This window comes from Planctomicrobium stercoris (assembly GCF_051465655.1).
Lineage (GTDB): Bacteria > Planctomycetota > Planctomycetia > Planctomycetales > Planctomycetaceae > Planctomicrobium.
In genome coordinates, this window is sequence record NZ_CP195791.1 from 5,616,111 (window position 1) to 5,633,242 (window position 17,132).

Sequence of the window (17,132 nt, forward strand, 5' to 3'; positions counted from 1 at the left end):
ATTGTATTCGAAATGAGCAAGGGGGAACTGCTGACGATCTGGCTGGTGCGGATCTCCATGGTCTGTTACCTGCTCAGCCTGATTCTGCAGATCACAGCATGGGAGACGACCTCACAGCAGCGGCGGGCACGCTGGCTCTGGACGATCGGCTATTTATTTTTCCTGCTGCATCTGGCAGCCGCATTTCATTATGTGCACCACTGGAGCCACACGCACGCTTATGAAGTCACCGCCCAGCGAACAGCGGAAACAGTGGGCATGCGTTACGGGGCAGGGATCTACTTCAATTATGCCTTTATGATTGTGTGGGGAATCGACGTCCTCTGGTGGTGGACGGGTCTGCAGCGATACCGGACACGCCCCGGATGGATCACCTGGTCAATCCAGGGTTTCATGGCCTTCATTATCCTGAACGCCACCATTTTCTTTGCCATCACCAGCATCCGTTGGTGGGGAATTGCAGGAGCAATACTGCTGGCGAGCCTGGTCGTTGTGCAGACAGTGAGACGACGCCCCTCACAAACAGTGCCGTGAAACAACATTGGCATTAAATTTATGTAGTACTGACCGCGTCGAACTTCATAAAAACGAATCTGCGTCAAAATCTGCATAATTTCTGATCCATCAGACAGACGGAAACGTTCCCGGAAAGCATGCTGAAATGACTTTTGCTTCCTGATGCGGAACACCAACGTGCTATTCCCGATTGGTACCGATGCACCCCTGTATCACCGCCCCATCGGAACGGTGCTTCTGTTGATCGCCTACGTCGCCGTTTTTGTGGCGACAAATGGAGCGAGGCATCCCGAGGCATGGGGACCACACTCCAACACCGGTTTCGGGCCGGATGTCTGGGTATCTTCAACCTTCTTCCACATTGGTGTCGGTCACCTGATCGGCAATTTGATTTTTCTCTGGTCGTTCGGACTGATCGTGGAAGGAAAGATCGGAACTCTGCGATTCCTGTCATTCTACTTCGCGGTCTGCCTCTCCGTCGGACTCTGGATGAAGCTATCGCCGGGCCACTCTGGAAACTTCGATGGAGGTGAAAAAGGGAATTCCGCAGCGATTTATGCGTTGATGGCCATTTCACTCATTTGGGCTCCCATGAACAATTTTGAAATGGTCTGGTTCAACCGCTTCGGGAGACATCACGCCGGAACCGTGGAGGTGTCAGTCCTGTGGGTCTCGCTCGTCTTTCTGATTCTCGAAACATTCCTCGCGGTGAGTTCGGGATTCCGAATGGGTAGTGCCGTCGTCCACCTGAGCGGAGCTGCCATCGGTGCTGCCTTCGCAATTGTCATGCTGCGAAAGGGCTGGGTCGACTGCGAAGACGGAGACCTGTTCACTGTCTGGAAACGGGACGTCAAAGCCAACGCCCTGCTCACCTCTGCTCCGGAGATTCGACACCAGGACCGGTCGGCGCTCAAGACCGCCCAGCGGCAGAAACAAACCCCCGAGGAACTGAACCGAAAACTTCTCGCACATATCAGCGCCGGAAACTTCAAAGCTGCGCATCAGGTCTTAATGCAGCTGAAGCGTTGTCGAGCAACCGGGGACGAACCTCGTCCCGCCGACCTTCGGACACTCATTCGCGGCCTGGCCAAGGATCGGCTCTACCCGGAAGCAGCCTGGACGATCGAGGAGTGTTATCTGCCCCGCAGCCAACAGCCGGAAAACAAGATCCGACTCTTCCTCGCATCAATTCTCGTCAGCGAACTTCATCGCCCGCGCGAAGCTCTGCGGCAGCTGACAAAGATTGACGTGAACTCTTTACTGCCCGACCAGAAAAACGATTACCTGAAAGTTCAGGCTGAAGCTCAGAGACAGATCGACGACGGGGTGGTTGAGATCGCACCCCGAGATCACTTCTGAAACTGAAGGGACACGCCCGACTCAGGCATTCGGATCCCGCACCTGCACCTGCAGGGCTCCCAGCAGTTTGGTGATCGCTTCTTCTTTCTTGTTGATAAAGAAGACATTGTCCAGCACGATCGCGCGGCGTTCGTTGCTGGGATGCAGAATCAATCGCCCAGAGCGGAGCAGCACGAACTCAAAGATGTCGTTGATTTCTTTATCGATCCGCAGGTTGGGCGAAGAGAACCGTTCCAGGTCACTCAGGACTCCGTGGTGATGCAGCAGCTCGTTCGGACGGACTTCCCAGTAGTCGAGCCTAGCTGTGAAGAAGACCGTCAGATAGATCCCCCCCATGACCGTGGCGTACAGAAGGAAGAACGTAGAGTTCGCGACCGGATGCATTGAGAGAATCCAGCGATGCAGATGCGGCAGCAGATTCGGGCTGTAGACAATCAATAGAAAGAACCCCAGCACCAGTGCCGTAATCACCGCGAATAGCAGAAGTGATGTCGAGCGGGGAAAGTCGAACGACAGCACCACCAGATTGAGCGCCAGCACGATCAGGAATGTCCAGCTCCAGAAATGAGAGGCGATCGCGTTGACGTTGGCGTTGTCGACCTCGCGGCCGAACAGATAGAGAAAAATCCCCGCCGCGATCGACACAAACCACGACGGGTACATGAAGACGATCTTGGGGTAAGAGACCAGGATCACCCCTTTGTCGACCTGGGGAGCCTTGGCGACTGCATCGGGATCAACGGTGATGGTGGACTTGGTATTCGCCATGTTTTCTCTCTGTCGAGATTTCTCTGGGGCCGATTGATTCACCATCGTGAACGCTTGAACTTCGGTCCGGGATCAACCGATCCCGAACCGAAGAACAAAAAACTGTGGAACTCATTTGAAACGCAGAGTTCTCGGAGAACGCAGAGAAAAAAGAGATTCCCGGTGTTCTTCTCTGTGTCCTTGGCGACCTCTGCGTTTCGACTCTTTTCATTGCAACACAAACAGCTGGAAACGGGAGACCGAAGCCTCCCGCTCGCCGACTTGATTATGCGCCAAACTTCTCCAGCCGGTCGGCGTGAGCCAGGGCCAGCGGCGTCAGGTACTTGGCCGGGAACTGACCCAGACCGCCCAGGCGGCAGTTCGATTCCCCGAATGCTTCACTTCCATCGAAGCGACAGCGATCAGCGACAATCATCGTCGGGACCGGATGCCAGCTGTGCGACTTCATCTTGCTGGGGGTACTGTGGTCGCCGGTGACGATCAACACGGTCGGGTTCAGAGCGGTGATCGCAGGAATCGCAGCGTCCAGCTCTTCAATCCGTTTGACCTTGGCGTCGAAGTTGCCGTCTTCTCCGGTGGAATCGGTGTACTTGAAGTGGATGAAGAAGAAGTCGTAGTCGTTCCAGGCCTGCTTCAGGCGGGCACACTGATCGCCGATGGTCTGGCCGGCATCCAGCACATCCATGCTCACCAACCGCGCGAGACCGCGATACATCGGATAGACGGCAATCGCGCCAGCCTTTGTGCCGTAGCATTCTTCGAAAGTCGGGATCGGCGGACGCTTGGCGATTCCGCGGAGCATCAGGAAGTTCGCGGGGGCATCGTTCTTCAGAACTTCGCGAGCCTGCCGCAGGAATTCCTTGGCCACTTCGACAGTCTTGGCGGAGGCTTCATCCCGGGCCACCGGATCCAGAGGAGCAACCCCGGTCGATTGCGGATCGGTGTCGTCGACATTCCCACCCAGGCCAGCGGCGCGGAACACGACAACCAGCCGGTATTCCTTGACGTGCTGTACGAAGACTTCCACGCCTGGAATCTTGATCTTGTTCAGCTTCTCGCACAGAGGAGCAGCTGCTTCAGAAGAAATTCGTCCGGCGCGACGATCGGAAATCAATCCCTTCTCGTCGAGCGTGCAAAAGTTGCCCCGGATTGCGACATCGTTCGGCCCGAGGTCGAAATCGATCCCCAGTGCCTCCAGCACGCCGCGACCGATCTGAAACTCCAGCGGATCGTATCCAAACAATCCCAGATGTCCGGGACCGCTCCCCGGTGTGATCCCCGGAATGACGGGGGTGCTCAGCCCCAGCGTGCCCCGCTGTGCCAGTGCGTTCAGGTTGGGAGTGTTGGCGGTTTCCAGTTCGGTTTTTCCACCCGGTGCCAGTGGAAGCCCGCCCAGTCCGTCAGCGACCAGCAGGACAATTTTCGAATCATTCTTCTTCTGCAGTTCTTTTGTCAGCGTGTGAATTTCGCTCATCAGTCACTCAAATTGATTGTCGAGGGACGGCAATCAGGGGGATACAAACCGCCCAGTTTCTGCCATAAGTTTTCCGTCGACAATTTAGCAACTCGCTGGGGATGGGGCGAGCAGAGCCGGGAATTCACAACAAAGCTGCGGCTGCGAGCGGATTTTTCCAGCTGAAAAGACCAGCTACGGCCGGTGTCCTGCTGAAAGCTGCAAGAGCATCTGCAATCACGTCGCAGGGTCTGCCAGAGGCCTGCGACGTGGGAATTTCGATCCATGATTGCTGCTGCGGTTTGAATATTCACACAGGCAGATCTTCAGGAATTGATTACGGGAAGATTACCGGCGTATCGTTGATGATTACCCGGCCTCGACCTCCGCTGGCGGGGAAGGAATAGGTCGTGGTCGCTCCGGTGATGGTGTTGCTGGCGGTGGAGAAGAACGTCACCAGTGGGGGGTCTCCGTCCGCTGCGGTGAACGCAGCAACCACAATTCCGCGATCTACGAAGGTATTGAACTGGGACAGGTCGATCTTGTTATTGTCGAGGGCAATCTGCGACCCGTCTTCGATCGAGGTGAACAGGATCCCGGTCCCTCCTCCCGCATTATCCTTGATGATATTGCTGGCCATCGCCACCGCAGAGGCTTTTCCGAGCAATGCCCGAATGGCGGTCTGATTCATCCCGTTCATGTTGATCTCGTTGGCGTCAGCAATCACGTTGGCGGGAGCTTGCGTCTCGAGATCGATCCCGATGGAATTCACCCCGGTCAATGTGATCAGGTTCTGATTGGCGTAGATCTGCCCCAGAGCTGTGCCGCTTCCTGTACGCAGCTGGATGGCAGTCTGTCCGGTCTGACTTCCAGCGATCGTGTTGTTCATGGCATAGGCCAGGACACTTCCCGTCCAGTCCATCTTGGCAGCGATTCCTCCTGCGGAGCTGAGCTGAACCGCATTGTTGCGGAACGCATAGGTCAAAGACGAGGTTTCCCCTCCCGCCAGAGTCTCTGCGGTGAAGAACGTCCCGGGCATGTTCGTCACCAGATTGTTGCTGACCGATGCGGAATAGGTTCCGACCTTGTCGACGACATAGCGGATTCCGAGATTCGAACTGAGAGGATTGTTTTCGAAGTCCGACTGATACACCTGCAGCTGCGTCAGGTTCTTGGCATCAATCAGCATGTCGGTCGTGCCAGTGACTTTGGAGCCGGCAATAATGAGCGCTGCTCCCCCATCCACTTCAGCCATCTTGCCGTTGTCGGTGAAGTCGACGGACTGAAACCCGACGGTGCCGGCATTCTCCATCAGGACAGCCACATCGGTATTTTTGATGAATCCGCCGCTGCTGACGGTACTGCCGTCGCCGAACACCAGGAAGCTGCCTGTCGTGTCGACCAGTCTCAGACCGACAGCCCCGCCATCTGCCTTGATTTCAGTGAGCGAGATACTGACGGACGAATCTTCGATGTCCGCCACCGGAGCTCCGATGGTGTTGAGATACCCGTTACTGACGAGCAGTGCGTTGTCGTCGCGTGAATGAATGGCGGCTGCCCCTTGAGTCTGGATGTCGACCGCCCCAAAGCCGATCAGGCCTCCGTTGTCATTGGATTCAATCCCACCCCCGTAGGTGCCGCCCGCGTTGCGAATCACCAGTTTCTCAAAGGTGATCACGCTCGGGGTGATGGTGGTCACGTCATCCGTTGTCGTGGTGGTCCCTTTGTCATCCACCTCTTCCAGGCGTTCCATGTTTTCGATTTTCAGGGCAGCCATCGCTGTCCGGCGAATGATCACGTCATCCTCGAATGAGATGCTGCCGAGACCGCCATCAATGTGAATTCCGTACCCGGTCGTGTCTTCAACATAGATGTTGTCCAGGTTGAGCACGTCGTCGATGTCGATGATGGAGAGGCCGTTCCCGCCGCTGCCGCTGACAGTCAGGTTGGAAACCGAGCTTCCGGTGATTCCATCCAGATAAACCCCATCTCCAGTCGAGTTTTCGACCTTCACGTTGCTGATGCGAACATTGTTTTTATCCTGAGCCACGATTCCGCGGCCCTGCGAATCGACAATGGAAATCCCCGCGATGGTCGTGTTGTTTCCCATCGTGACAGCGTCACCGGCAGAGCCCTCAATCCGGGGAGTTGCCCCGGTTGACGATCCTCCGGGAACATGGAACCAGCCATAGCGGTCGTCCCGCATCCGGAAGGCGGTCCCTTCACCCAGAAGAGTCTGTCCGTCCTGTAGAACGACAGTATCGCTCACAACCGTCCCGCTGTGCATGTAAATCAGATTCGGAGACTGTGCAGCACCCTGGGCAGCGGTGATGGAAGTGAATGGATCGTCCACAGTCCCTGTGCCGGGCCCGCCGGTATTCTGTCCGACATGCTGCACGATCAGGACGGTTCCATCCGGATTCTGAGCAACGACGCCCGCGTCAATCTTGGTGCTCTTCGCGAGAATCACGTTGTAGTTACGATCGACGAACCGCCGCAGCTGTCCCTGCAGACTCGTTCCCGGCAGTTCCCGGGTTCCGAACTGCCAGAAGACGCCAATGTTGAAATTGGTCCCATAAGTATTGTCGTGAGTCACGGATGTCAGCGTTCCGATTGCCGGGACAATGTTTCCCTGCAGCTGAAGCTTGTAACCGTTGATGTCGGCGACTTCCGCACCACCCTGGAAGTGGTACCATCCCGCACTCGCCTGCACCTGGTGGGATTTCATGAAGTCCCCCGGCAGGTATGCCTGAAAGTTAATATCCAGACCGGTCATTGCCTTCCCGATCCGGTTCCGGACGTCGAAGAGAATGTTGTGCTCGTTGAATCGTTCGTTGATGATTGTCTGGGAGAGTGTTTTTTCCGTGGTGCTCACAGGCATGTAGACGTTTCCGAACAGTCCGGCCATCTCCATGCGGGCTTCCCATCCGACTGAGAGCTGCTGGAACGATCGACCAGTGGAATCGTCTGAATCATAGAAGCCGTTGATCCCGAACAGGGCCATTTCACTGGGCTCGATGAATCGGAATCCGACCCCCGCGTTTCCGCCCACTTTCCCTTCGGTGTTGATGAATCCCCGGAAGTCTCCGAAGAGAATCTGATTGTTCATCTGCAGGTAGGGGAACAGCTCGACCGGCACGATACTGTGATCACGACCGAACGCCGGCAGTCCGATGAATCCGATCCGACCGTCGATGCCGCTGGCGCGATCGACCTTGTCGTTGTTCGGGATCATGGTGCGGTCGACGAAATTCGACTCCACGTCCGGGAACGACAGCGTCCCGGATTCGTCCTCAGGAAAGACGAAGGACTTGGTGGCTTCTGTCTTCTTTTCAGCCGGCTTCTCGTCCGGAAACTCCTGGGCGAGCCCCAGAGTCGAAGCGGATAGACAGGCGCACAGCCCGCTGGCCTGCAGGAATCGCCGCAGCGGGGTTCGAACGCCGTTGGAATTGACCGGGCGGAATTTGAGGAGATTTCTCATTGCAGGCGAGATTCGATTGAAAGGATGACGGAACCGCCATGTGGGGAGGAGGCGGTTTAGTAACGCCACCCGGCCCGATCCGACAAGACGGAGGGGCGGAATCTGGTCGATGCAATACCGAAATCGGACGAAAAATCAGAATTTTGGCTCAAGTCCGGCAGAATCCGCCGTGTCAAAACGTCGATTTGATGGGAGATCTCCCCGTCCGGTGCACGTTGCTGGAAGCCCGTGGCGGAGAGCCCGGAGTCGAGAGCAGGAGATTTGCTGGAATTCCTCCTGACTTCTGGCTCTGGACTCTCGACTCCGGGCTCTTGGCTCCTCCAATTTGTGACAGGAGAGCCAACAGCCCGGGTGGCCCAGCATTTTGAAGCAGCCCTGAACGTTGTTACACTGAAATTGCAACGACGATCATTCGGGAGTCGCTGCACCGGCTTGATGTACCAGCGGCCTTGCACGCTTCATTTTCAGGACAACGTTTATGTCATCACATTCCAAGCCCGCCGCACCAGCGGCGCCGGCGGAAATCGCTGGCCCCCCCGTCATTGACAAAAACAAACCGGAACCCGAAATCAACAAGCTGTTCCGGCTCCAGATCAAACATGGGGCGTCCGACCTGCACCTGCAGACCGACAAGCCCGCCATGCTGCGGGTCAAAGGGGAAATCCGGGAACTGAGCATGCCCCCCCTGAGTGCCGAGACGCTCTGGGCGATGTTCTATGAGGCCATGGACGACCGCAACAAGCGGATCATGGAGAATGACGGCGGAGCCGACTTCGCCCACATTGTCCCGTACGAAGGGAAGAACTGGCGATTCCGTGTGAATCTCTTCAAGCAGCTGGGCAAGCCCGGAATGGTCGCGCGAAAGGTGGAACAGTCGATTCCTCCTTTCGAAGGACTTTATCTTCCCCCCATCATGGAAGACCTGTGCAAATATGACCAGGGAATGGTGCTGCTGGCAGGGGTGACCGGATCCGGAAAGTCGACGACCATCGCGTCGATGCTCAACTGGATCAACAGAACCTATCGCAAGCACATCCTGACGATCGAAGACCCGATCGAATTCGTGTACACCGCGGACAAGTGTCTGATCAATCAGCGTGAAATCGGTATGGACGTCGTCGACTTCCACGTCGCGATGAAACACGCGGTGCGAGAAGACCCCGACATCATCCTCGTGGGTGAAATGCGTGACCAGGAAACCTTCGAAACCGCGATTCACGCGGCCGAGACCGGTCACCTGGTGTACGGAACGATTCACGCTTCCGGAGCTCCGGGAACCATTCAGCGTATTCTGGACCTGTTCCCGCAGAACATGCACAGCGCCATCCGTGCCAGTATGTCCATGAACATGAAGGCGATCGTCGGACAGAAACTTCTCAAGACGATCGTCGACAAACCCAGCCGCGTCCCGATCGTGGAAATCATGCTCTTCAACGCCACGGTCCGCAAACTCGTGCAGGAAACCATGGACGAAAAACTCGCTTCCGCCATCCGCATCGGCAAGGATGAAGGAATGCAGGTGTTCAACGACTCGCTGTACTCCTTCGTCCAGCGTGAGTTGATCGCACGGGCAGACGCTTTTGAAATTTCTCCAAACGTGGAAGAACTCAAGATGATGCTCAAGGGCATTCAGGTGAAGGCTCCAGCGATTCTGTAGCATTGCCGCAGCGGTGGAAACCGAAAGGTTCCCATCGCATGGGTCGCAGACAGTTCGGGCTCACAACAGATTGAATTCAATTCGGGAAACCCCGTGAAACACTCTCTCCCCTCGACTCAATTCGCATCGATCATCCTTGTGGCTGCAATGACGATCATGCTGACTGCCTCGTCGGCAGAGAGCGTTTTCGCACAGGGAACTCCTCCACCCACAGGAACTGCAGCGCCCGCTTCCGCTCCTCCCCCGACTTCTTCAGGGACGAGTTTTGGCAAATACCCCCTGACGCTCGATCCGTTCATGCGGGGGAATACCGTCCCCTCACGTCCGGACCATCCAAAACTGCACGTCAATGCTGTTCCCGAGGCGGGTCGATATCTCGCCGACTGGAAGATTGTCCTGATGATCGGCGTCTTCGCATTCTGGCTGTACTACGCGAACTGGGTCCACGAAGACAGCCGGGGACTGAAGGTGCGACCTGAATTCTGGAACAGCTGGATGCTGGGAGGCGGTGTCCTGGCAATCCTTGCAGGTCTCCTGATGCCGACGTTTCCTGTCAGCGTGGGAGGACTGGCTCTGGCAATCGGCTGCCCGCTGGGACTGTATGTCTGGGAGCGGAACCTGCAGGTCCCGGAAAGCCGTCGTGTGATGACGCCTGCCCATCTGGAAGGCTGGTCCCGCCGGCAGCTGGCGAAAGTCGGGATCAATCTGGCCCGTAAGGATCGTGTCGACCCGACCACCGGTCCGCCGATTACGTTCCTGGGCAAGTCACGCACCGGCCAGAAGGATGTCAGCCGCTCCAAGCAGGTGGAAGCCTCCAAAGGGTATGTCGCCGCCAAGGAACTCGTTTACGACGCTCTTCTGCGTCGCGCGACCGACATCCACCTGGAGCCGAAGGAATCGGAACTTGCAGTGCGTCTGCGTATCGACGGGGTGATGTTCCCTGCGGAATCCTTCGACAAGGCCACCGGCGATGCTGTTACCAACATCATCAAGGTGTTGTGTGCCATGGACATCACCGAACGCCGCCGGTCTCAGGACGGAAGTTTTGCAGCGGTTGTGGAGAACCGGGAGATCGATTTCCGTGTCGCTTCCCAGGGAACGCGTCACGGCGAAAAGGTCAGTATGCGTATCCTGGACCAGTCCAACTCGGTCAACAAAATGGCGCAGCTGGGGATGCGGAAAGTTGTTCAGGATAAACTCATCGAGGTCATCAATCAGCCGCACGGGCTGCTGCTCGTCTGCGGACCGACCGGAGCCGGTAAGTCCACCACGCTGTATACGGCCATCAACGAGCTGGACGCGTTCGAGAAGAACATCATCACGGTCGAAGACCCTGTTGAATACAAGATGCCCAACGTGACGCAGATTGAAATCAACACCAAGGGGGGAACCACATTCGCCCAGTCACTGCGCAGTATTCTGCGACAGGATCCGGACGTTGTGATGATCGGGGAAATTCGAGATGAAGAGACCGCCAAGATCGCCTGTCAGGCCGCGAACACCGGTCACATGGTGTTTTCCACGGTCCATGCCAATGATTCTATCACGGCGCTTTACCGAATTCTCGACCTGAAGGTCGAGCCGTTCATGCTCTCGACAGCAATCTCAGCCATCCTCGCTCAGCGACTGGCCCGTCGTCTCTGCATGCAGTGCCGACAGCCCTACGCCCCGACGGCAGAGCTGCTTAAACAGGTCGGACTGCCTGCCGGCAAGATCAAGGAGTTCTATCAGCCTCCCGCGGGCGACAACCCCTGCACCAAGTGCGGAGGAACCGGTTATCACGGCCGCGTCGGTGTGTACGAATTCCTGTATTTGAATGAACGGATGAAAGACCTCGTGCGCGACAATGCAGCGATGTCGGCCATCCGCAACGAAGCCCGTAAAGATGGCATGTTGTACATGGCTGAAGAAGGGCTTAGACTTGTAGTACGTGGCGTCACTTCCGTCGACGAGATTCGACGCGTGGTGAAATAGGTTCGGATCAAAAGACGCAGCTCTGGGGAAGTTCAGCCTCGGGACGACGCCGTCTTTACTGATCCGGCGAAATCGCGAATAGTTCTCAATGACTGAAATCATGTGAGAGGAGTGACAGGCATGCCGTTATTTGAAATCGAAACCAGTGCCCACATCATGATCGGCTGGGCAGAAAGTGACGATCAGGCCCGCGAGTTCGCCCACGAGCATTACCCCGAGGAAGAGATCACCCGGGTCACCAAACGCCCCCGCGATGTCTGGGTCATCTCCAAGAGATTGCTGGGACTGGAAAGTGTCAGCGATCCCTGCGACACCGCTCGCGACTGCCTATCCAAGGCCTCTGGAGACAAAGTGCACGCCATCCGGCTTTACATGCACGAGACCGGCGTCGACCTGCATGAAGCCCAGAAGACCATCGAAACAAACATGTCACTGGGCTGGTAAAGCCGGCACCTGCACGATCAACTTCACGTTCCCGCAGAGCCACTCACTTCACGTGCGTGGCCCAAAGTCTCCCATCTGTTGCGGCAGACTTCCCAGTCGGGACGACACCGTTTCCCCCGCTCGGGCAGGGTGGCCGGCAATGCTTTCGCGATTGGGAGTCGTCTGTCGCGGAACGAATCCCGACCCCGTGCGATGAAAGACGAATCGCAGCCCGCAGCGCCCGCACTCAAGTTCGGTCCCGATTCTCTCGGATTGCAGCAGTATTGCGTCAATGAGCCGATTTCCACACAATCCCGTCACGAGATTGATCGACTGCTGACAGTGCGGACACATCAGAGGAAGTTCCCGCCGTCCTGAGGAGCTGGACTCGACCGGGGATTCATGGCCGGGGTGGATCCGAATTTCACTGATCATAAAACACTCACTCCTGCGTCGATCACTTTGGACCTGGATGTGAGTGTTATCGCCACAGCCATGACAGCTAGTTGGCATAGGTAATTTCAGAAGCGGAAATTTGTCGCCAGGAGACTGACGAACGCAACTGGAATTCAAGCGCCCGTTCAACTCGCCAGCGGGCGGGTTACGGACTACTCCCGGGCCAGCCGATTCGCGGCATCACGCAGTTCATTGACCATGCGACGGGTCGTCCGCCACCGCTGATCCGGGTCCCGCTCCAGCCCCTTCATAATGGTCTCAGCGACCTGCTGATCCAGATCCGGAATCAGCTTCCGGATATCCTTGGGGGGAGTATTCACATGCTGCAGCACTGCTTCCATGGTGTCCGCCGAGGGCCAGGGATACTGCCGGGTGAACATTTCGAAGCAGGTCATCGCGTAGGAGAAAATGTCGATCCGCTGGTCGGTCGGCAGTCGCTTGATCAGCTCGGGGGCCATATAGGCAGCGGTCCCGGTCCGGTTGCCCGGCTTCCGGAACTCCGGGGTGTTGGGGACCATCAAACCGAAGTCGATCAACTTGATGATGTTGTCGTTCGTGACGAGGATGTTCCGCGGGCACAGGTCGCGGTGAATCCAGTCGTTGACGTGCAGGTAATCCAGCGCCTCGCCGATCTGGACGCAGTATGAAAGACAATAGGTCTTCATTCGCTCGTTCTGGACATCGACCAGATAACTCAGACTGCTTCCTTCCACGAACTCCATGACCAGGTACTGCTCATCCTGGGTGGTCAGGCCGTGTTCGAGCGTCCGCACGACGTTTTCGTGGTTCATGACCGTGGCCATGACCCCTTCGCTGGGACGGTTCATTCCGATGAACCGTTGTTCGAGCCGCAGAGTCTTGGCTTTATCCAGCACTTTCACAGCGACCGTGCGACCGGTCTTGGTATCGATGGCCTTCCAGACCTTCGACATACTTCCCTGCCCGACGCGGTTCTGCAGCTGAAACCGGCGCTCGATATCGACCTTCGCGGGTCGGCCGCCTGAGAAAAGTCGTTGCAGGAAACTCATCGCCGGTACCGCCAGGGTGAAAACTGAAATTCCTGTTCAACTTGCAAAAGGATTTTGAAACGCGGAGATCGCAAAGGACGCAGAGAAATTTCAAGAGAATCCCATCTTCATTCTCTGCGAACTCAGTGGACTCTGCGTTTCAAACTCATTTTCAATGACTTTAATGTCCGCGAGATGTTCCGCAGTAATCGATGATGCGGGCGATCTCGCTTCTCAGCTCTTCGCGACTGACGATGCGGTCGACGAACCCATGTTCCAGCAGGAATTCACTGGTCTGAAAATCATCCGGCAGCGGCTGCTTGATGGTCTGGCTGACGACACGCGGACCGGCGAATCCGATCAGGGCCTTGGGCTCTGCGATAATGACATCTCCCAGCGAAGCAAAGCTGGCGGCCACTCCCCCCATCGTCGGGTTGGTCAGGACGGAAATAAACAGTCCGCCTGCTTCGTGAAAACGACCGAGCGCTGCGGAGACTTTGCCCATCTGCATCAGGGAGAAGATCCCTTCGTGCATGCGTGCTCCCCCGCCGGATCCGCTGACGATCACGAGCGGCAGCATCGACTGAGTCGCTTCTTCGATAATCCGGGTCAGCTTCTCACCGACCACGGACCCCATGCTCCCCATGATGAACGCGGAATCGGTCAACGCCAGCAGCAGCGGGCGTCCACGCAGGTATCCCCGGCCGACCACGCAGGCTTCCTTCAGCGAGGTCTTCTTCTGCTCTTCGGCCAGACGATCCTTGTACGGTTTCTTGTCGACAAACGTCAGCGGGTCGACCGGAGCCAGTTCGCTGAAGCGTTCTTCGAAGCTTTCTTCGTCGAGCAGCTGCTGAATCCGGACTTTGGCAGAAACGTAGAAGTGGTGACCGCACTCCGGACACATCCGGAAATTCTTCTCCAGATGCTTTCGAAAAATCGTGGCGGAACACTCTTCACAGCGAAGCCACAACCCCTCGGGGACGCCCCGCTTTTTGCGGGGGCCGCTGCCGGCTTCTGGCATATCCGGAATCGGGTTGACCACGCTGGGTTGAACTGTCTCGGGACCGGTGCTCATAGGATCAAGTTACTCGATTCAAAGTCCCCGTCGATAGGAAATCAGATCTCGCACTGCAGCAGCATCCACTGCATCGCGATCGGGGGCGACGGGAATCGGTCCATCTTCTGAACATCAGCCCGATTTGTCGAGTCCAATTAGACTTCGGACGAAAATCGGGCACTCACCCCTCAGTGGGCGACAGCGTCGAGCAGTTCCACACGGCAGCAGGTTCCCGGCCGCGTCTCCGCTCCTGCGGGAGCCTGCGTGGCGCCGCTCAGAAGACGGACCACCAGACTGGCGACCGGTTCCGAGACGACGATGGCAAACGATCCCCCACGACGGACCGGCTTTTTGAGTGCCCGCTCCACCCGCTCAGTCAGCTCCTCGGGCAATTCGCCACATGGAGGGCAGACCGACTCGGGAGCGTCTTCCCACTGCCGGAAAACTCGGGACTGCTTCTGACGAATCTCGCTACGGGAAAGTCCCTGCCACAGCCCCAGGTTCGAATTGGCCAGCCCGTCCAGAACTTTGACGGGAAGGTCCAGCTCCTGACCGAGCTTGCGAGCTGCAGAGAGAGAAGGTTCCGAGGGAGACGTATAGATCAAATCCAGATCTGCGTCCCGCAATGGGCTGACGAGTTTTTCAACCTGAGCGATCCCACAGGCATTCATGGGAAGGTCAAGTGCACCTTGAATCCGATCCTGGACGTCGAAGTCCGTCTCACCAGGCCGAACCACAAACTGTGACATTTTACATCCATTCACTCGGCCGGATTCGTTCGAGCAGCTGCAGCCAGGGATTCCATCTCTTCGATGGCGGTCCGGTAGCAGCTCTGATCAAAGATCGAACTTCCAGCAACATAAACTTCCGCGCCCGCTGCAGCGACCAGTGAGATGGTCTGAGGACCAATCCCGCCATCGACAGAAATCAGCGTGCCGGTACCAAACAGCTCCCGGACCTCTTTGATCTTGTCCGGAGAACTGGGAATAAACTTTTGTCCTCCGAAACCCGGATGGACACTCATGACCAGAACGACATCGCATTCGCCCCGGCATTGATTCAGGGCACTCACCGGTGTTTCCGGATTGAGTGCAATCCCCGCCAGACGCCCCGCGTCCCGAATCTTTCGCAAGACCGGAACAGGGTCGCTCAGGGCTTCAATATGAACCGTGATCCAGTCGCAGCCGGCTTTGATGTAATCATCCACCCACCGCATCGGATCATCGATCATCAGATGCGCATCGAGCGGCAGCGACGTCTTTTCGCGAATCCGCTCGATCACCACGGCGCCATAGGTCAGATTCGGAACGAAGTGACCGTCCATGACGTCCAGATGCAAACTTCTCGCGCCCGCCTCCTGCAAACGGGTGATCTCCCGTTCAAGGTTCCCGAAGTCGCACTTCAGCATGGAAGGAGCGACGAGCGGGGTGGAAGGACGCAGGTTCGACATCGATGAAAGCCCACCTTCAAAGCCGATTCGCATCGGCAGTCACATTGTACGGATTGTCCTGCAACTCAACAAAAAATCTGCAGACAGACAGAGGCAAATCACGAGCCGAAAACCGAGCGGTCACACACGGAAATTGCAACCTGTTCTGCAAACATGACTTCTGGTTATGGAGAAGAAGCCGTTTGCCGGCAGTTGCTCGGCAAACGGCTCAGAGGAACAAACAGACTGATCGCTCAGCGTTACAGCTTTGCCATTTTGGCAATCAGGTCAGCAGTACGGTTCGAGTAACCATACTCGTTGTCGTACCAGCTCAGGATCTTCAGCAAGTTGCCGCCGATCACCTGGGTCCAGGCACCAGCGAAGATGCTGCTGTGCGGGTTGCCGATGATGTCCGCGGAAACGATCGGATCTTCGGTGTACTCGAGAATCCCCTTCAGCGGGCCTTCTGCTGCAGCACGGATCGCGTCGTTGACGTCCTTGGCAGTCACGTCTTTCTTCACCACAGCGACCAGGTCGGTCACGCTTCCGGCCGGAACCGGAACTCGCAGCGAAATCCCGGTCAGCTTGCCGTTCAGGTCCGGCAGCACTTCACCCACTGCTTTGGCAGCACCGGTCGAAGTCGGGATGATGTTCAGAGCAGCTGCACGAGCACGGTACGGATCAGAGTGAATCTGATCAGAGACCCGCTGGTCGTTCGTGTAAGCGTGAACGGTCGTCATCAGACCTTTCTCGATCCCGAACGTTTCGTTCAGAACCTTGGCAACCGGCGCGAGACAGTTGGTCGTGCAGCTGGCGTTCGAGACGCACTTGAACTCAGGCTTCAGCTGATCGTCGTTGACACCCATCACGCAGGTGAGGTCCGGCTTGTCTTTAGCTGGAGCGGACAGAACAACCTTGGAAGCACCTGCTTCGAGGTGGCTGTCGTATCCGGGCTTATCTCCCGAAGCACGGCCGGTGAAGAAACCAGTCGACTCGAGGGCGACTTTGACACCCAGTTCTTTCCACGGAAGCTTCCGTGGGTCTTTCTCAGCCACAACCTTGATCTTCTTCCCGTTGACGACCAGGGAGTCCCCTTCGGCCTTCACTTCGCCGGGGAAACGACCCTGCACGCTGTCGTACTTCAACAGCATTGCCAGAGCCTTCGGATCTCCCAGGTCATTGATGGCGACAATGTCGAACTCGCCAGCTCGAGCCATCATGGCGCGAAAAGAAATACGACCGATACGTCCGAAACCATTAATTCCAACTGTCACTGCCACGAGTTGATTCTCCAAAATTTTTGTGAGACGTCACGAATTCTTCTTGTGAGCGAAAGATTGTACCCGTCGCGAACGTCTCCGCCAGCGAAGAGGGTCTCAAATGAACCTGATTGCAGACAAGCAGGGGACGTCTCCTCTCAGAATTGAGATGGCAGGGGACGAACGTTGATGGGTTCGCAACCGAACCGCAGGAATGGGAAGTGGATCTCGCACCAGACAATCTCGCAAATTTGATCAAATCAGGAGCAGTTCCAGTCAAGCTGCCCCCAACG

Annotated in this window: 14 protein-coding genes; 5 read left to right on the forward strand and 9 right to left on the reverse strand. The window is 56.8% G+C overall.

What is annotated here, in order from left to right:
• The first annotated feature begins 12 nt into the window (after positions 1–12).
• Both SH661x_RS22775 and SH661x_RS22780 read left to right on the forward strand, forming a co-directional pair.
• A complete protein-coding gene (locus SH661x_RS22775) occupies positions 13–534 on the forward strand; it encodes a hypothetical protein (RefSeq protein WP_437226379.1) in 522 nt (173 codons plus the stop codon).
• A 144-nt stretch (positions 535–678) separates the two neighbouring features.
• Positions 679–1,875: a rhomboid family intramembrane serine protease gene (locus SH661x_RS22780; protein WP_437226381.1), complete on the forward strand. Its 1,197-nt coding sequence runs from the start codon at positions 679–681 to the stop codon at positions 1,873–1,875.
• Between the two features lie 21 nt (positions 1,876–1,896).
• On the opposite strand, the gene SH661x_RS22785 is transcribed toward SH661x_RS22780, so the two are convergent.
• The 3 genes from SH661x_RS22785 to SH661x_RS22795 all read right to left on the reverse strand — a co-directional run bounded on the left by SH661x_RS22785 (position 1,897) and on the right by SH661x_RS22795 (position 7,577).
• On the reverse strand, positions 1,897–2,643 hold the full coding sequence (locus SH661x_RS22785; protein ID WP_437226383.1) for a hypothetical protein: 747 nt from the start codon (positions 2,641–2,643) through the stop codon (positions 1,897–1,899).
• Between the two features lie 265 nt (positions 2,644–2,908).
• Positions 2,909–4,117 (reverse strand): 2,3-bisphosphoglycerate-independent phosphoglycerate mutase, encoded by a 1,209-nt coding sequence (locus SH661x_RS22790; protein ID WP_437226385.1) that lies wholly within the window; start codon positions 4,115–4,117, stop codon positions 2,909–2,911.
• Between the two features lie 316 nt (positions 4,118–4,433).
• The gene (locus SH661x_RS22795; protein WP_437226387.1) at positions 4,434–7,577 is read right to left on the reverse strand and encodes an inverse autotransporter beta domain-containing protein; all 3,144 of its coding nucleotides are present in this window, start codon (positions 7,575–7,577) and stop codon (positions 4,434–4,436) included.
• Positions 7,578–8,055: 478 nt separating this feature from the next.
• Between SH661x_RS22795 and SH661x_RS22800 the strand changes: the two genes are divergently transcribed.
• The 3 genes from SH661x_RS22800 to SH661x_RS22810 all read left to right on the forward strand — a co-directional run bounded on the left by SH661x_RS22800 (position 8,056) and on the right by SH661x_RS22810 (position 11,652).
• The gene (locus tag SH661x_RS22800; protein WP_437226389.1) at positions 8,056–9,234 is read left to right on the forward strand and encodes a type IV pilus twitching motility protein PilT; all 1,179 of its coding nucleotides are present in this window, start codon (positions 8,056–8,058) and stop codon (positions 9,232–9,234) included.
• Between the two features lie 93 nt (positions 9,235–9,327).
• Positions 9,328–11,208 (forward strand): GspE/PulE family protein, encoded by a 1,881-nt coding sequence (locus SH661x_RS22805; RefSeq protein ID WP_437226391.1) that lies wholly within the window; start codon positions 9,328–9,330, stop codon positions 11,206–11,208.
• A gap of 120 nt (positions 11,209–11,328) precedes the next feature.
• A complete protein-coding gene (locus tag SH661x_RS22810; RefSeq protein ID WP_437226393.1) occupies positions 11,329–11,652 on the forward strand; it encodes a DUF6793 family protein in 324 nt (107 codons plus the stop codon).
• A gap of 48 nt (positions 11,653–11,700) precedes the next feature.
• Here SH661x_RS22810 and SH661x_RS22815 read toward each other — a convergent pair whose 3' ends face one another.
• The 6 genes from SH661x_RS22815 to gap form a co-directional block, all read right to left on the reverse strand.
• On the reverse strand, positions 11,701–12,066 hold the full coding sequence (locus SH661x_RS22815; protein ID WP_437226395.1) for a hypothetical protein: 366 nt from the start codon (positions 12,064–12,066) through the stop codon (positions 11,701–11,703).
• A 173-nt stretch (positions 12,067–12,239) separates the two neighbouring features.
• Positions 12,240–13,115 (reverse strand): serine/threonine protein kinase, encoded by an 876-nt coding sequence (locus SH661x_RS22820; protein ID WP_437226397.1) that lies wholly within the window; start codon positions 13,113–13,115, stop codon positions 12,240–12,242.
• A gap of 160 nt (positions 13,116–13,275) precedes the next feature.
• Complete coding sequence (gene accD / locus SH661x_RS22825) at positions 13,276–14,115, reverse strand: acetyl-CoA carboxylase, carboxyltransferase subunit beta (protein WP_437231238.1); 840 nt, start codon at positions 14,113–14,115, stop codon at positions 13,276–13,278.
• A gap of 224 nt (positions 14,116–14,339) precedes the next feature.
• Complete coding sequence (locus SH661x_RS22830; RefSeq protein ID WP_437226398.1) at positions 14,340–14,900, reverse strand: histidine phosphatase family protein; 561 nt, start codon at positions 14,898–14,900, stop codon at positions 14,340–14,342.
• A gap of 11 nt (positions 14,901–14,911) precedes the next feature.
• Positions 14,912–15,601 carry a ribulose-phosphate 3-epimerase gene (gene rpe, locus SH661x_RS22835; protein WP_437226400.1) on the reverse strand — a complete coding sequence of 230 codons (690 nt, stop codon included), beginning with the start codon at positions 15,599–15,601 and terminating at the stop codon, positions 14,912–14,914.
• A gap of 239 nt (positions 15,602–15,840) precedes the next feature.
• Positions 15,841–16,860 (reverse strand): type I glyceraldehyde-3-phosphate dehydrogenase, encoded by a 1,020-nt coding sequence (gap, locus tag SH661x_RS22840; protein WP_437226403.1) that lies wholly within the window; start codon positions 16,858–16,860, stop codon positions 15,841–15,843.
• Positions 16,861–17,132: the final 272 nt, after the last annotated feature.

Coding starts and splice junctions, on each gene's coding strand:
- SH661x_RS22795 (WP_437226387.1), bottom strand. CDS start 7,577: ATGAGAAATCTCCTCAAATTCCGCCCGGTCAATTCCAACGGCGTTCGA.
- SH661x_RS22815 (WP_437226395.1), bottom strand. CDS start 12,066: ATGATCAGTGAAATTCGGATCCACCCCGGCCATGAATCCCCGGTCGAG.
- SH661x_RS22820 (WP_437226397.1), bottom strand. CDS start 13,115: ATGAGTTTCCTGCAACGACTTTTCTCAGGCGGCCGACCCGCGAAGGTC.
- SH661x_RS22800 (WP_437226389.1), top strand. CDS start 8,056: ATGTCATCACATTCCAAGCCCGCCGCACCAGCGGCGCCGGCGGAAATC.
- SH661x_RS22830 (WP_437226398.1), bottom strand. CDS start 14,900: ATGTCACAGTTTGTGGTTCGGCCTGGTGAGACGGACTTCGACGTCCAG.
- SH661x_RS22775 (WP_437226379.1), top strand. CDS start 13: ATGAGCAAGGGGGAACTGCTGACGATCTGGCTGGTGCGGATCTCCATG.
- SH661x_RS22790 (WP_437226385.1), bottom strand. CDS start 4,117: ATGAGCGAAATTCACACGCTGACAAAAGAACTGCAGAAGAAGAATGAT.
- SH661x_RS22785 (WP_437226383.1), bottom strand. CDS start 2,643: ATGGCGAATACCAAGTCCACCATCACCGTTGATCCCGATGCAGTCGCC.
- SH661x_RS22810 (WP_437226393.1), top strand. CDS start 11,329: ATGCCGTTATTTGAAATCGAAACCAGTGCCCACATCATGATCGGCTGG.
- SH661x_RS22780 (WP_437226381.1), top strand. CDS start 679: ATGCGGAACACCAACGTGCTATTCCCGATTGGTACCGATGCACCCCTG.
- accD (WP_437231238.1), bottom strand. CDS start 14,115: ATGCCAGAAGCCGGCAGCGGCCCCCGCAAAAAGCGGGGCGTCCCCGAG.
- rpe (WP_437226400.1), bottom strand. CDS start 15,601: ATGTCGAACCTGCGTCCTTCCACCCCGCTCGTCGCTCCTTCCATGCTG.